This window comes from Clostridium amylolyticum (assembly GCF_900142075.1).
Taxonomy (GTDB): Bacteria; Bacillota; Clostridia; order Clostridiales; family Clostridiaceae; genus Clostridium_AA; species Clostridium_AA amylolyticum.
On the sequence record NZ_FQZO01000001.1, the window covers coordinates 329,098 to 344,742 of the forward strand.

Consider the following 15,645-nt stretch of genomic DNA (forward strand, 5'->3'; position numbering starts at 1 on the left):
ATTAATTAATCTATAGTATTGGATTGTGCCCGTTTTCAACGTTTACTTTGTGGAAAGAAAAATAGAATGGCTAATAGAAATTTACAGCATTTTCTAATAGTAATCAGCAATTGCGTCTTCAATATAAAAAGCTTGAAACAATGGTTGAAATCATGTATTATCAAAGAGTCAGAGGTAGAAGAAATAGTAGAAAATCTCTGAAGAAAAGCAAGAGATTTTTTTATTGTACAGAAATATATATAACTGAAAGATAGTAATATAAATGATGCCAAGCCCTTGGGTGCATGTATAAACATTCAAGGGTTTTCGCTTGTGGAAAGATATAAAGAGATCAAAGCGTTTTGAGTAATATAGAGGAGGAACATTATGAAGATTTCAAAGAAAGATGCGTTGACATGGTTTGAATTTTTTTCCATGCTGCCAGAGGATCAGGAAGTTATGGTAAAACAACAAGAAATCATTTATGCTACCTTTGCACAAATTGAGGCAGCAATAGATGATAGAAATGATAAGTTAATGTCGGAAATTAGAAGTTTGAAAACTTTGGATAATAGAACTTTTTTTGTGGGAAATGAAAGTAAATTCCCCAAAGGATGTCGTTCTTGTCTGTTGGGAACTGGTTTGAGTGCAATTAGAAAAACCAATAAATGTAACTTAGAGTGTAAGTTCTGTTATAATTATGGAGAGCTGGATTATATCGAACCCATTGGAGAAGGTATGTGGGAAATTGGAGGTACAAAGTTCTATGAGAAGGATATTGATTTACTTCTTTCCATCCAACAGAAACCCACTGGCATTTCTTACGTTTATTTAGAGCCATTTATGGAAATAGAAAAATACTATCCAGTTATAAAGAAATTCAGTGATGCTAAAATTCATCAACATCTATATACAAATGGTACTTTAGCTACTGAAGAGACATTGAAAGCATTAGGTGAAGCTGGTCTTGACGAGATACGTTTTAACTTAGGTGCTTCTAATTGTTCAGATAAAGTTATTGAAAATATTAGACTAGCAAAAAAATATATTAAAAATATAGGTATTGAAACTCCAATGACTCCTGAGCTTTTCCAAGGATTTTTTAAGAAAAAGCAAGCAATATTAGATACAAAACTAGATTTTATAAATTGCGCAGAATTACATTTAAATGAGAATAACATAGATAATTATTATGGGGAAAACATGTATATTTCTAGACAGGGCTATATTTCGCCAATTTGGAGCAGAGAATTAACTTTGCAATTCATGAAAGTAGCCGATGAAGAAAACTGGGATTTAGCAGTTCATGATTGCTCAAACCATACAAAATTTGCCAGGGACTTGAATTTGAGCAGCAAAGAAGGTAGATGGTTCGGAGCCAGCAATTATGGCTGTGAGTTTTCTAGGATACCCTACGAAGTGTTTTTACCAATACTACGTGACGACAATTTCAAATTTTTAAGTGAAGAAGAATTGCCTGAAGGCTATAAAGCAGGAGAACTGATTTTTTAGAGAGTCTTGTGAGTTTGTTTCTTCAAGCTTTGGTTGTTCAAAAAAACAGAATTAATTTTACAGAAAGATGCATTCTTAGGTGAATTAAAACAAATGATTCACCTTGAAGCGCATCTTTTCTTTTGTTATAATATGGATAGAGGTGATGAAATGTTTTTCTTTTTTTTCTATGATAAATATGTTGCCATTATTGGTGATATTGTAGATTCTAAAAAATTAACTGATAGAAACGTTGTACAACAGAAGCTTAAGAAAGTGTTGGAAGATATCAATAATAAATACTCAGAAGATATTGCGTCAAAATTTACAATTACTTTAGGAGATGAATTTCAGGGCTTACTTAAAAATAGAAACAGTATTATGAAGATTGTTTTTGAAATTGAAATGGCTATGACACCAATACAAATACGCTTTGGTATTGGAATTGGTGATATTAGTACAGATATTAATTTTAATAATTCATCAGAAATTGATGGCCCTGCATATCATAGAGCAAGAAAAATGATTAAAGAAATTAAAGAGAAAAAATCTCAATATGCTGAGAGTTACTCCAATGTTTTGATATGTTCAGAAGAAGATAATTTGGAAATTGATGAATTGTTAAATTCTATTTTATCTGTTTGTACTGCACTAAAATCAAAGTGGACAGAACGACAAAAAGAAATTATTTATGCTTATATTACTAATGATAAGAATCAATATAAAGCAGCTCATATTCTTAATATAGGTCAGCCTAGTGTAAACAAAGCACTAAGAAGTGCTCAATTTTATACTTATAAACATGCAATGGATACAGTTAACGCCTTTTTAAGCAAGGAAAGGGGGGGAGTTAATGACTAAGGATGTTTTATATTTATTTTTAATTGGTCATGTTCTGGGGGATTTCTATCTGCAGTCCTCTGAATTAGCAATAAACAAGAATGAATCGTTCAAGATATTATTAAAGCATTCTTTAATTTACTTTCTTTCAATGATATGTGTATCTATTCCCATATTTAGTTTCACAATATTAAAATGGGTTTGTATCATTTCAGTAGTTCATTTTATTGTTGATTTATTTAAATATTTATTTAAAAAGAAATTTGCTACAAATGACAAAATAGAAGCTTTATTATATTGCAGCGATGAAATAATTCATATTTTACTAATTATTTGTACTGCTATAGCTATATACATTCTTTCTGAACCTGTACGCTACATTTCATGTATCCAATACCTTTTAAGTAAATTACAGATTAATGTTATTAATATTCTTTCTTGGATATTAATTTTACTTATTATAATACAACCATTTAGTATAACAATTAAGAAAGTTGTATATCGCTATAAGCCATCTACAAATGAAGAAAATGGAGGACTTCCTAATGCAGGAGCATTAATAGGAATGCTGGAGCGTTCTATAATTTTGTTAATGTTATCTGCAGGTCAGTATGCTGCCATTGGATTTGTTCTTACAGCAAAGTCAATAGCAAGATATAATAAAATTGCCGAAGAACCTAAATTTTCGGAGTACTACTTATTAGGAACACTATTAAGTACAACGTTGGTCATAGTAGCATATTTACTTATTTTTTAAAAATTTATTTCATAATGAATCTTTTCGTTATAAAATAGTCCCCATCTGATCACTAGATGGGGACTATTTTATGATGTTATGCATACTTGGCGAAGACTATTTTACTAAGCTCAAATAAAAAAGTAGTACGCACTTTTTTGATAGGTACTATTGGAAAGGATAGTGTAAGTATGGGGATGGCTGAATATAAAGGTAAAGTTAAAAATATTCAAGATATACCTTTTACCCTATTTATGATATTTTCCTGTACATTCTACAATTTCAACCTCAATCACAGCGGTACCCTTAATCATGTTATCTGGAAGCTCTTTTCCCACTAGTTGTGGCGTGTACTTCTCAACCAGCTTATTTAACACTTCACGTTTATAATCCAAGTCCTCAAGCAGCGAAGCGTTTCCAATAATTACAACACTATTGTACTCTGCCTCAGTATCACAGGCATTCTCGATATTATCAGTCAAGAGACCAAATAATTCATCAACCTCAAAGCATACCTTGGAGTTTCGCTTCAGATTATCGACTTTTTGTCCCTTTGGAAGTCCGTGCATATAAATTTTGTTATTGAAGTAAACAAAGTGCATGGCAATGACATATGGATAACCATTCTCATTAATAGTTGCGAATCGTCCAGTATCTGAACGATGAAGTAGCCCGTCAATCTGCTCCAACGTTAATTGAAACTTCTTCATTCTGTATTGCATAATTTCATTATCCTCCTTATGGTTTGAACTTAAGCATTATTCAAGATAAATATGTACTTGATGTACAATCAAACATAATATATCATATAAGTGTATCTGTGAAAAGGTACACTTATATGATATATTATAGGGTACACTTTGTTATAAGGATGGTTATAATTCTATGATTTACATACAAGAAAATTCAAATGATCCAATATATCTTCAAATCTACCGTCAAGTGAAAAAAGATATTGAACAAGGAAATATTGTATATGGAGAACGGCTTCCAGGTATTCGCACACTAGCACAAACATTGGATATTGCGCGCAATACTGTCAGTCGGGCCTATGCCCAGTTGGCTGTAGAGGGGTATATTCAAGCAAGACATGGTTCAGGTTTTTTTGTTCTAGACACCTCAAATAAAGTTACAGAGGTGGATTATGAACCACAGGATACAAACGCTTTATCTATGGAAATATCAGAATTGAATCGACCTGTATGTCCATATGATTTTCAGTATGGTGAGATTTCTTATGAGCAATTTCCATTGAAGTTATGGCGAAAATATACCTCTCAAATTCTCCTATCGCCACAAAAAGGGGTAGTTAATCAGTATCCTGATAAGCAGGGTGATCTATTGTTAAGACAAGAGATAAAAAAATACCTGCACAGATCAAGAGGTATGGTTTGCTGCGAAGAACAAATTATCATTGGCTGTGGGCTACACCATTCGTTAGATATTTTGTGCAAGCTTTTGCGTAAAGAAAATAACACAATCGCTATGGAGGAACCAGGCTTTAGTGGAGCAAGGGATGTATTTATCAATAACAATTATAATCTGCATTCGCTTCCAGCTAGTAAAGATGGACTTATACTCTCATCGATTCACCGTTCTAGCGCATGTGCTGCTTATGTAACGCCTTCACATCAATTTCCTTATGGAACTGTGATGCCAATTTTTCAGCGTAAGGAGCTCCTTAATTGGGCAAATGATAATGCTGCGTATATTATTGAGGACGATTATGACAGTGAACTCAGATATGATACCAATCCAGTACCGGCACTCCATTCCCTAGATACAAACGACCGTACTATCTATATCGGAACTTTTTCAAAGTCTCTTTCTCCTTCCCTTCGGGTGAACTATATGGTACTGCCAGTGCGCCTGCTCACTACGTATTGTAGTTTGTTCCATTCCTACAATTCTCCTGTATCATGGGTGACACAGCGCATTTTAGCCGCATATATGAGAGATGAAAACTATGAGCGCCATGTTCGTAAAATGTGTATCACCTACAAAAAGCGACATGATGTGTTTATACAGGAAGCAACGGAAATGTTTGGAAGCAAAGTAATACTTCATGGTCGTGGAGCAGGGTTGCATTTCGTTTTGGAGTTTCCAGGTGGCGAAGAACAGGATTGGCTTATTAAACAGGCAGAGAAAGTCGGTGTTAAAGTATATCCTATGATTCCATTCTGGAATGACCGGAACTCTTGTCCTCAAAACTTATTGTTTACAGGATACAGCTTGCTGGGGGAGCAACAGATACGAAAAGGTATTGAATTGCTGCAATCTGCATGGTTCGGAGCATTATCAAAATGAAAATTCAATAGTGAAATTACGGAAGACATACTTCGTAAAAGAAATATATACAAAAATCCAGGCTAAAAATTGCGTTTTTTGCCTGGATTTTTAATGACATTTTATAGATTACATCGGGTATTGTTGATGATGCTCAGGTTGTCCATTTTACCTTTGGTTTCAAGAATTAAGAAAATATCTTTCACAATTCTACTAATTAGCAAAAATCATAAAAAATCCATAACTGAGTCAACTAATTAATTTTATTTTTATAAGATAATTCATGAATTTTTTAAAACAAATATTCCAAATGCTGGCATAAGCAAGTGAAAATGAGAAAAAGATTAAAAAAATTAAAGTAGTTGATAGCGTACGGGTTAATTCTGCAAACGCTGGAATACCTACTACATAGGTTAAAAGTATCATTCCAAGAGATAGCGCTATGCTTGAAAATAATATAGAAGTTATTATTCCCTTCCTATAAAGTAATATTCCCATAACAATACCTAATAGTCCGGTGGTAAAAAGCAGGATTATTGCTTCCTGAGCGTTAACTATAACAAGAATTAATGCGGAAGAAAAAAATACAGTAATACCAAGAGAAATATTAGAAACAGCAGCTATGGCAATAGGTAGAGTACTTAATGGACTTAAGGCCAACCCAATGGCAGGTAAGAATACAGGTGCTGATTGGAATAGTACGGATATTGTTGTTAATATTCCTCCAATACAAATAAATCTGCCTATATTCATTTTTTTCAATTTAAATGCCTCCTATTAGGTGATACTAGTAAATTTCCATTTAATAAATCCTAGAAAGGGATTTATCTGGTATTAATTTGAATTTTATAATTATGAATCATTGGATAATTTCAAAAATAGTGCCTTGATTAAAATCAGTCACATTCATAGAGCCATAAACCCCTAAATATAGTCTGGTTTGATTAAGATTCCCTCCCAAGGTAGTATAATAAGCTGATTGAGATCCAAAATTATAATCGGTTTCAATAACACTAAAATCATTTAGTTTACAATCTCTCCTTGGCCTAGTATAAGCTAAAACTCCTCTAGTGGGAGGTTGAGATCCTTCATTACGGGCAAAATCAGTAAACACGACGCTTCCAGTTAAATCGGGAATTCCATTCCCCATATATGATTGGACACCTGTAAGTGCAGTTGCTCCAAACTTATCAGGTCTGGGATCTTTATGAAAATAACTAATTAGAGGCGGAATACGCAGCGTTGAAGTTTTTACTGCATCATTGTAATAAGCAATTGTTTCCTCATCCAAAATTGGATTTGCAGAGCAGCTCCTTACAATGGAAGTAGGAAAAGCGCCTTCCCATCCTCGCCAGCCAAAGTTAATAAATCCTTCTTGGCCAGATTCAGGTTTCATTAAAGAAGCTTGAATAAGCTGAGGGACCGGTATTGGTCTATAATTAACGAAGGAAAAAATCGACTCTACCAGATCCTGTCCCACAATTCCTACATACTTGATGTACTGGTTATAAAACCTTTGAAATGAAATGCCAGGTATATTGCGAACCCCTTTGGCAATTACCGTAAGGTTTTCCTGAATAGGTACGGGAAGTTCATTAAAACGTGTGACTACTGGTGGATCATTGATAAATGTATTCTTAGTTACATCAATTTCAATTATTTTACCGGCAATTTCCATATCGTTCTGAGCTGAATTAAATGGATCATAGCCTGATCCGCCATCTCCAGTTGTTAAAACAAGCTTTCCTGTTTCAGGTGAAAAATTTAAGCTATTGACACCATTATGATTAAAAAAAGGTCTTCTTAAATTTAGTAATGTCCTCAACTTTTGGGGTTGACCATTGGATTGTAAAATCCATTCTTCAACGGTATCAATATGATCATATTGGATTTCTCTATTTATCCACTTTTGATTTAAGGTTCTAGGGTCACAAGGGTTAGGCTTAAAAAATTCAGGGAGGCCTTGTCTTGAAACTTCTGAACTAGGAAGAGCCCCTGGACCTTGTGTTCCAGATACTGAATAATGAATGTAAAACAGGCCATTATAAGTAAATCTTGGATGGAACGCTAGCCCTAGCAATCCTCGTTCATCATATTTACCGCCAGCAAAGCCTAGCTTTATGATTCTTGAACGAATATCTAAAAAAGTTCTTATAGCGCCATTCCCAACGTAAAAGATCTCGCCTACTTGGGTTGCAATAAATAGTCTTTCCATTGAGTCACCGGGTAGTATAGCTGTTTTCAAAACAGTAGGCATATTTATGTTACCAGCAATGGGCCGTAAACTAACTTTAACTTTTATCAACTAACTTTACACTCCTTCATATTTTCTTCTTTTATAAGAATATGATCAGAGCTGTTCTATTAGTACTAAATAGAGGCCGGTAATCAGATGATGAATTGCACCATTTTCCATTCATACTGTATTTAAAAATGCAGGTTGTATAATAATTGGTAATACAATTTTTAAAAGTATATATAAGATTTTGTTATATATATCATAATAAATATATATTTTACTTACTAAACATAAGTTGATAAACTGATTCCTGTAAAGGAGAGATGAATATGAAAGAAAATAGACTTTGGAAACTTTTTATTTCAACCTTCACTCTAAGTGCTTTCACATTTGGCGGAGGTTTTGTGATTGTTTCCCTCTATAAGAAGAAGTTTGTTGAAGAATTAAATTGGTTAGCTGAAGATGAAATGCTGGATATTTCTGCTATTGCACAATCAAGTCCAGGTCCTATTCCAGTGAATGCAAGTGTGATATTAGGGTATAGAATCCATGGCATTTTAGGAAGTATACTTGCCATATTAGGTACAATAATTCCACCTTTTGTTATCATTTCACTTATTTCAATTTTCTATAAAGAATTTAAGAATAGCCATATAATTTCAATTGCTTTACAGGTAATGAGAGCTGGAGTAGCTGCTGTAATTTTAGATGTGGTTGTTAATTTAGGGAAAAATGTAATTAAAACAAAGAATGTTCTTTACATAATTGTTATGATAGCTGCTTTTATAGGAACCTATTTCTTTAAGCTTAGTGCTATGTATATCATATTTTTCTGCATAGCAATTGGACTTATTACTGTATTTTTGAACTATAGAAAGGAGAAAAGCAATGGGACTTCTATGGACTCTGTTCATTAGTTTTATACAAGTAGGATTATTTAGTGTTGGCGGGGGATATGCAGCAATACCGCTTATACAAGAACAAGTGGTTAATAATCATAAATTACTAACTATGAGTGAATTTACAGATTTAATTACCATTGCTGAAATGACTCCAGGACCAATTTCAATCAATTCAGCTACCTTTGTTGGACAAAGGGTATATGGTCCTTTAGGGGCAGTTGTATGCACCCTTGGATGTATTCTTCCTGCATTTATAATTTGTTTAACCCTTGCTCACTTTTATTATAAATACAGGAATTTTTCCGGAGTTCAAACTGTACTAGGAGCTCTTAGGCCTGCTGTGGTAGCTTTAATTGGCAGCGCAGGTGCTTCAATTTTAGTCCTTGCATTATTTAATACCGATTTTAATAACATAGCACTTAGCCAATTTAGATGGCTGGAATTTTCTCTGTTTATAGGTGGATTTATAGTTCTTAGAAAGTTTAAAGTCAATGCGGTAAGTATTATTATAGGAACAGGTATAGTGGGTACTCTGCTGCAGTTAGTTATTAATACAATCTAAAATCTGAGATATAATTGGATTTTTATCATGATTTTTATTATAAATATATCTTATTGAACGTGGACAGCTATAGTCAGCAAAGTTTAATTGTTTTAAACTTTGCTTTTTTAATGCTTCTTCAGCAGCCATTTTAGAAATAATAGCAAAGCCATATTGATTTTCAACAGCTTGTATAATAGTTTCTAAATTTGTTGCTCTAAAAACCACCTGTGGATAAATTTTTCTTTCATTCATGTCGATTTCAAATTGATTTCTATTATGGCTGCCCTCTTCACGAGAAATCCATGGTAATAGTTCCAAATCTGATAAGTATTTAATATTATTATCAAGAGGATAATCATAACTAATTACGGCTATTAATTCATCCTTTAAAATCTCAACTTGGGTTATATTTTTTGAATTAATTTTACCTTCAACAATAGCTATATCAATTCTATTATTCAATATTAGATTTTCTATTTCTGCAGTATTGTTAATCACTACTTCAAACTTTATATTTCCCATGAAGGATTTTAACTTATTAAGATATCCGTTTAATAAGTATTGGCCAACGGTAACACTGCTGCCAATGCGGATTATCTTGTTTGCATTAAACATTGCCTCATTCATTTCTTTAAAATCAGCCATTACTTTTCGTGCATATTTTTCTAATCTTTGTCCTTCAGGAGTTAAATAGAGTCTCCTAGAAACACGATTAAACAATGTTGTGGAATAGTAATTTTCTAAATCCTTAATCATGAGTGAAATGTTGGGTTGTGTAGTGAAAAGTTTATTAGCTGCAGCAGACATGGTTTTATTATCCACAACAGCTAAAAAGGCTTCTAATAATTTTATATTCATGATTCAGCCTCCAAACTCATTTCAGTGTCCTACCTATTTTATCATAACCCAATAAAAAATGTAATAAACTTAAGAACTATGCAGCATTGATTCTTTCAGGACAAACTATCAATAGGTAAGGTTTTATCACAAGCTTATGTGGTTTCATAGCAATTTGGGGGCAAAAAAATCTATTTTTTGCCTGTTAAAAATATGCTAAAATGTAGATAACATAGTGATAAATTCAAAGAAAGCAGTGGTGTAATATGTTTATTGCTAGGCAACCTATTTTTAATAAGTCCATGAAAATTTACGGATACGAGCTCTTGTTCAGATCAGATTCTAATGCTAAAGAATTTAGAAATACATCTTCCAGTTCTGCCACAGCTACGGTACTTGGAGGTCTTCTTGAACAGGGGATAAACCAGGTTGTAGGAAAAACAAAGGCGTTTGTAAACTTTGACTACGATTTTATCATGTCAGATACCATTGAATTAATTAATTCCGATACACTTGTTATTGAAGTGCTTGAAACTGTAAAAATAGATTATAATCTTATTGAAAGACTTAAATATCTAAGAAGAAAAGGATATAAAATAGCTCTGGATGATTTTGAAGAGAGTTTTAGTTCTTATCCTATTGTACCAATAGCTGATATCATTAAATATGATATTATGCTTACACCTCTTGATGCTATTACAGATGATGTTAATAAAGCACTTTCACAAAATAAAATCATTCTAGCAGAAAAAATTGAAACCGATGAACAATTTCAGAAGGCAGTAGAAATGGGATTCCATTTATTCCAAGGGTATTTTTTTAGCAGACCCAAGATTGTGGGAAGCTCAAATGCAAGAAAATCTTCGAAGGTTCAATATTCCAGAATTATCAATGAATTAAAAAAGGAAGAGCCTTCTTATAATACTATAACTAGCATAATTGAATCAGATGTAAATCTTGCATATAGCGTGATGCGGGTTATGAGTAATAAAAAAAGTGAAGATTCTTTTAATTCAATAAAAAAGGCTTTAATAAGAATGGGTTTTAAAGAACTGGAGAGATGGATAAATGTACTAATGCTTCAGGATATTTCTCAGGCTAAGCCTGTGGAACTGATGAAATTGTCTTTGGTTCGATCCAAATTCAGCGAGCATGTGGCGAGTAATAGTAAATTTAAAGAACACATAGAGGAAGTTTCAATGATGTGCTTGTTTAGCGTGCTAGACGCTATTTTAGATAAGCCAATGTCAGAAGCACTGGAGGGGATGCTATTATCAGAGAACGTTTTTAATGCTCTTGTACATAGAGAGGGGGATTTCAAACCAATCTGTAAATTGATCTTTGCATATGAACGGGGAGATTGGGCTGAAGTTCAGAAGTTCGCTGATATTATCGAAATAGATACAGCACTTCTTTCTAAGGGCTATTTAGAATCCATTCAATGGGCTGCGGAGGTTCTTCTGACTTTTGAATAGCTGCAAATAAGAAAATTAAGTCTAGTAATAAATAGTATATTGATTTTAAAGAGCTGTTTAGGCGTAAGAAAAAATAAACTTGAGTATATGGAGAATTTAAAGGAAGGAGATTTTTTTATGGAAGAAAACAAAACTACAATTAATACTATTGATGAATACATTTTGCAATTTCCAAGCGAAGTTCAGGTTATTCTTTGTGAGCTTAGGCAGGTGATAAAGGAAACTGCTCCAGAGGCTGAAGAAAAAATCAGCTATCAAATGCCTACATTTTATTTCCATGGTAATCTGGTTCATTTTGCTAAACATAAGAATCATATAGGATTCTACCCAACTCCTACGGGAATAGAGGCTTTCAAAAAAGAACTGTCCGTTTATAAAGGAGCAAAAGGGTCAGTACAATTTCCTATGGATAAACCATTGCCCCTTGAATTGATAAGGGAGATTGTTAAATATAGGATTGATGAAAACCAGAGAAAAGCAGAAGTTAAATCAAAAAAGAAATAATATAAAACATTTAAAAGGGAGTGTTTATTTGCAAACCTGATGAGAAATGGTTTAAGCGTACCAAAACTCTAGGTGACGGTGATGAGTTCTGCAATTGCCATTATGAAATGAAAGGCAGCTGTGAATGCTCTCCAGAAAAAGGCTTTGAACATAGAAAATGAGCTTAATTAAATTTTTACAAGGATATTATTGGTATGAAAGTTAGATAAATATAAGTATACGGGGTTTATACTGTCAAAATAAGAGTAACCTTTATTTGAAAATTTAAAGTAAGAAATACAGAGACATTAAGAAAGAAGCTTAATGTCTTTGTTTTCATATATGCTTAAAAACTTAATAAAACATCAGAATCATAAGATTTTGAATTATAATATAGTGCCAAGTGATCTCTCTATGATATTGTTTATATACAAAGTTTTAATTTATCAATATGTAGCAAAACAGGAACAGTTTCTTTTCAAATAGGTTGTTATAATAAAAATACAGTATTTAGGAAAGTCGTGTGGAGGTATACATTGAATTATAGGAAAGATATTGAGAAGTGTATTAAATTCATTGAAGATCATATAAAAGAAAATATTACTATTGAAGAAGTTGCTAATGAATCTGGGTACTCTCTTTATCATTTTTGCAGAGTCTTTAGTCTATGCAAGGGAGTGTCCGTTATGGAATACATTCGAGGACGCAGGTTGTCTTTAGCGGCCACAGAATTATTTAAAGGCAGAAAAATTATTGACATTGCTTTGGACTATGGATTCGAAACGCCTAGTGGCTTTACAAAGGCTTTTCGTAAAGCCTTTGGTTATAGTCCTAGACGGTATATAACACGCATGGCTGGATATGGTGATATAAAAACTATATTTGAAATTGGAGGTTATATTATGAATCCTGTTATTGTAAAAAAACCTGCGTTTAAGGTGGCTGGATATGGAATTAAAACAAATGTTGCTGGAGGCACATATACAAAGGATATTGCATCTTTCTGGAGCAATTATGATGGTGAAAATTTGGAAAGCAAAATGTATAAAATTTTAAATCCGCCTAAACACGGTGAAGTGGGATTGTGTGTTCCATTATCTGAAGATGGAAATGCAATATATCTTTTAGGTGTAATTGTTGATGACTTTTCAAAGGTAAAGGGAAATATGATAACAGTAGAAGTCCCAGAAGCTGAGTATGCGGTTTTTACAACTACCCCTGTTGATACTAGCAATGACGAAGAACAAAAAGAGTTTGCAAAGATTATTGCAAGCACATGGAAATATATTTTTGAAGATTGGTTTAAAGATAGTGGATATATTTACGATGAAAGTAAACTTGATTTTGAATTTTACGATGAACGCTGTCACTATAGACAGGATACTGTAATGGATATTTATGTTCCTGTTAGAAAAGTAGAATAAAGATAGTAGCTTGTGATTAATAGAAAATTAAAGTTTATGATATAGATTATAATAATTATTTAGAATAAGTTAAGAAAGAAGGGTGCAAAGGATGTTAAATTATTATGGGAGATTGTCTTCAGAAGTATATGATATGGATAAGCCTATAGGTCATTCTTTTGGAGATGTAGAATTTTATATGAATAGATTGGAGTCCTGTAAAGGAGCTATTCTTGAGCCTGCAACAGGAACTGGCAGGATATTAATTCCTCTTTTAGAAAAAGGACTAAATATTCATGGATTTGACATTTCAAAAGATATGTTAAAGATATGTGAGAATAACTGTAAAAAAAGAGGTTTGAATACTAAGCTTTTTGAGGCGAAAATGGAGTCTTTTTCACAAGATACAAAATATGAGGCTATTATAGTGCCAACGGGAACCTTCCTCCTATTACATAAAAGAGCAGATTCAATAAAAGCGTTACAAAACTTTTATAATCATTTATCAAATGGCGGTAGATTAATTCTTGATATAGCTTTGCAGACGGATATTTCAATAGGCACGGTTTCCACAAGAACTTGGGAATGTCCTAATGGAGATATAATTACATTAGAAAATAAAACTGTAAAAGTTGACTATATAAATCAATATACTATTTCCCATGGAAGATATGAAAAATGGCGTGAAGGGGTACTTATACAAACTGAATTGGAATATTTCCCATTAAGATGGTATGGAGTAGAAGAATTTAGATTAATACTAGAAAATATAGGATTTAAGGATATTATGATTTCTTCAGATTATAAATTGGGGCAATATCCATCTGATTCTGAAGAGATAATTACTTTTGAAGCTGTTGCCATTAAATAAATATAAAAATCTTAGCCCACTGTTAGTGGGCTTTTTATATGAATTTTATTAAATTTTTAAAAGATTATTTTCTGTATAGCTTACTGTTTAGACTAATAATAAATCTAAAAACATAGGTTAATGAAAATAATAGTTGAAAATTTGTATTAATGATAGTATTCTTAAATTAAGGACTATTTAAGGACATTGTAAAAATGAAAACAATTACAATGTAAAGTAAAATTATTAAATTGATAGGAGAGATGGAGATATGATAAAAGCAGCCTTAATAGGTGCAGGTGGAAGAGGAAAGGATGTATATGCTGATTATGCATTAAAATATCCTAATGAAATTCAATTTGTTGCAGTAGCAGAGCCAAATGAACACAAAAGAAATGAGTTTGTAGCTAAGCATAATATAGCTTCAGATATGGTCTTTGATTCTTGGGAGAAGCTGCTTGAAGAACCTAAGTTTTGTGATGCTGTGTTTGTTTGTACTCAAGACAAAATGCATTTTCAGCCAGCAATTAAAGCCATAGAAAGAGGTTATAACCTTCTTTTAGAAAAACCCATGTCAAATAATCTTAAAGAATGTATTAAAATAGTAGAAGCTTCAAAAGACCATAATAATTCAATAACTGTTGCTCATGTATTAAGATATACCCCGTTTTTTAAAAAGCTTAAACAAATTATTGATTCCGGAATTATAGGAGATGTAGTAAATATTGACTTAAACGAAAATGTTGGATACTGGCACTATGCACATAGTTATGTTAGGGGGAATTGGAGCAATTCAGAAACTTCTTCACCTATGATTCTTGCTAAGAGCTGTCATGATATGGATATTTTGCTTTGGTTAGTGGGTAAAAAACCATTAAAAATATCTTCCTTTGGCTCCTTAAAATACTTTAAGGAGGAAAATGCTCCAAAGAATTCTAGTGATAGGTGCTTGGATTGTGCAGTGGAGTATGAATGTCCTTATTCAGCTCTAAAAACCTATTTAGTGGACAATAATGAATGGCCTGTAAGCGTTATTAGCCATGATCTATCTATGGAGGGAAGAATTAAGGCGTTAAAAGAAGGCCCTTATGGTAAGTGCGTATTTAGAAGCAATAATAATGTAGTAGACCATCAAGTGGTTAACATACAATTTGAAGATGATGTAACTGCAGCCTTTACTATGAGTGGTTTTACCAATGAGATGACCAGAAAAATTATAATTATGGGAACTTTGGGTGAGGTTACAGGGGACTTGGATAACAATGAGGTAATAGTTAAATTATTTGGAAGTGGAGAGCAGCAACATATAAATGTAGAGAATTTATTCGGAGGACACAGTGGTGGTGACACTGGACTTATGAAATATTACACAAGGCAGCTAAAGGACAAGGTAGTGGAAGGTCTTACCTCTGCTGAAGTTTCACTCTTAAGCCACGTAATGGCATTTTCCGCAGAGCACTCAAGGATTACTGGACAAACTATAGATCTAGAGGAGTTTGTAAATTCTATTTAATAGTTTTTAATGACATAAATAAGAACTATTAAGAGATTAACAATAAACAATAAGTATAAAGGGGTAG

Annotated in this window: 15 protein-coding genes; 11 read left to right on the plus strand and 4 right to left on the minus strand. The window is 32.7% G+C overall.

The annotated features are described in order from the left end of the window. Nucleotides 1-366: 366 nt before the first annotated feature. From BUA82_RS01655 to BUA82_RS01665, 3 genes are all read left to right on the plus strand, one after another. Nucleotides 367-1,491 carry a radical SAM protein gene (locus tag BUA82_RS01655; protein WP_073004023.1) on the plus strand — a complete coding sequence of 375 codons (1,125 nt, stop codon included), beginning with the start codon at nt 367-369 and terminating at the stop codon, nt 1,489-1,491. Between the two features lie 93 nt (nt 1,492-1,584). Continuing rightward, nucleotides 1,585-2,331 (plus strand): SatD family protein, encoded by a 747-nt coding sequence (locus BUA82_RS01660; protein ID WP_207650268.1) that lies wholly within the window; start codon nt 1,585-1,587, stop codon nt 2,329-2,331. Then, nucleotides 2,324-3,067 (plus strand): DUF3307 domain-containing protein, encoded by a 744-nt coding sequence (locus tag BUA82_RS01665; protein ID WP_073004025.1) that lies wholly within the window; start codon nt 2,324-2,326, stop codon nt 3,065-3,067. Before BUA82_RS01660 ends, BUA82_RS01665 begins: the two co-directional genes overlap by 8 nt. 227 nt (nt 3,068-3,294) lie before the next feature. Here the strand turns inward: BUA82_RS01665 and BUA82_RS01670 are convergent, their stop codons facing one another. Continuing rightward, on the minus strand, nt 3,295-3,768 hold the full coding sequence (locus BUA82_RS01670) for a pyridoxamine 5'-phosphate oxidase family protein (RefSeq protein WP_073004027.1): 474 nt from the start codon (nt 3,766-3,768) through the stop codon (nt 3,295-3,297). Between the two features lie 163 nt (nt 3,769-3,931). On the opposite strand from BUA82_RS01670, the gene pdxR reads away from it, so the two are divergent. Continuing rightward, nucleotides 3,932-5,353 (plus strand): MocR-like pyridoxine biosynthesis transcription factor PdxR, encoded by a 1,422-nt coding sequence (gene pdxR / locus BUA82_RS01675; RefSeq protein ID WP_073004029.1) that lies wholly within the window; start codon nt 3,932-3,934, stop codon nt 5,351-5,353. Nucleotides 5,354-5,581: 228 nt separating this feature from the next. Here the strand turns inward: pdxR and BUA82_RS01680 are convergent, their stop codons facing one another. Next, the gene (locus BUA82_RS01680; RefSeq protein ID WP_242948918.1) at nt 5,582-6,085 is read right to left on the minus strand and encodes a hypothetical protein; all 504 of its coding nucleotides are present in this window, start codon (nt 6,083-6,085) and stop codon (nt 5,582-5,584) included. 106 nt (nt 6,086-6,191) lie between these two features. Continuing rightward, the gene (locus tag BUA82_RS01685; RefSeq protein WP_073004033.1) at nt 6,192-7,637 is read right to left on the minus strand and encodes a PQQ-dependent sugar dehydrogenase; all 1,446 of its coding nucleotides are present in this window, start codon (nt 7,635-7,637) and stop codon (nt 6,192-6,194) included. A gap of 263 nt (nt 7,638-7,900) precedes the next feature. Between BUA82_RS01685 and BUA82_RS01690 the strand changes: the two genes are divergently transcribed. Both BUA82_RS01690 and BUA82_RS01695 read left to right on the plus strand, forming a co-directional pair. Next, nucleotides 7,901-8,488 (plus strand): chromate transporter, encoded by a 588-nt coding sequence (locus BUA82_RS01690; protein ID WP_341429854.1) that lies wholly within the window; start codon nt 7,901-7,903, stop codon nt 8,486-8,488. Further along, nucleotides 8,460-9,035, plus strand: a complete 576-nt coding sequence (locus BUA82_RS01695) for a chromate transporter (protein ID WP_073004037.1) — start codon at nt 8,460-8,462, stop codon at nt 9,033-9,035. Before BUA82_RS01690 ends, BUA82_RS01695 begins: the two co-directional genes overlap by 29 nt. Here the strand turns inward: BUA82_RS01695 and BUA82_RS01700 are convergent. Beyond that, entirely contained in the window at nt 9,015-9,875 is an 861-nt protein-coding gene (locus tag BUA82_RS01700) for a LysR family transcriptional regulator (protein ID WP_073004039.1), read from the minus strand. The genes BUA82_RS01695 and BUA82_RS01700 overlap by 21 nt on opposite strands. Before the next feature lie 245 nt (nt 9,876-10,120). Between BUA82_RS01700 and BUA82_RS01705 the strand changes: the two genes are divergently transcribed. From BUA82_RS01705 to BUA82_RS01725, 5 genes are all read left to right on the plus strand, one after another. Beyond that, the gene (locus BUA82_RS01705) at nt 10,121-11,329 is read left to right on the plus strand and encodes an EAL and HDOD domain-containing protein (protein WP_073004042.1); all 1,209 of its coding nucleotides are present in this window, start codon (nt 10,121-10,123) and stop codon (nt 11,327-11,329) included. 117 nt (nt 11,330-11,446) lie between these two features. Further along, nucleotides 11,447-11,833, plus strand: a complete 387-nt coding sequence (locus BUA82_RS01710; protein ID WP_073004044.1) for an iron chaperone — start codon at nt 11,447-11,449, stop codon at nt 11,831-11,833. A 515-nt stretch (nt 11,834-12,348) separates the two neighbouring features. Continuing rightward, nucleotides 12,349-13,236 carry an AraC family transcriptional regulator gene (locus BUA82_RS01715; RefSeq protein WP_073004047.1) on the plus strand — a complete coding sequence of 296 codons (888 nt, stop codon included), beginning with the start codon at nt 12,349-12,351 and terminating at the stop codon, nt 13,234-13,236. A gap of 91 nt (nt 13,237-13,327) precedes the next feature. Then, nucleotides 13,328-14,086, plus strand: a complete 759-nt coding sequence (locus tag BUA82_RS01720; protein WP_073004049.1) for a class I SAM-dependent methyltransferase — start codon at nt 13,328-13,330, stop codon at nt 14,084-14,086. Nucleotides 14,087-14,336: 250 nt separating this feature from the next. After that, nucleotides 14,337-15,578: a Gfo/Idh/MocA family protein gene (locus tag BUA82_RS01725; RefSeq protein WP_073004052.1), complete on the plus strand. Its 1,242-nt coding sequence runs from the start codon at nt 14,337-14,339 to the stop codon at nt 15,576-15,578. Nucleotides 15,579-15,645: the final 67 nt, after the last annotated feature.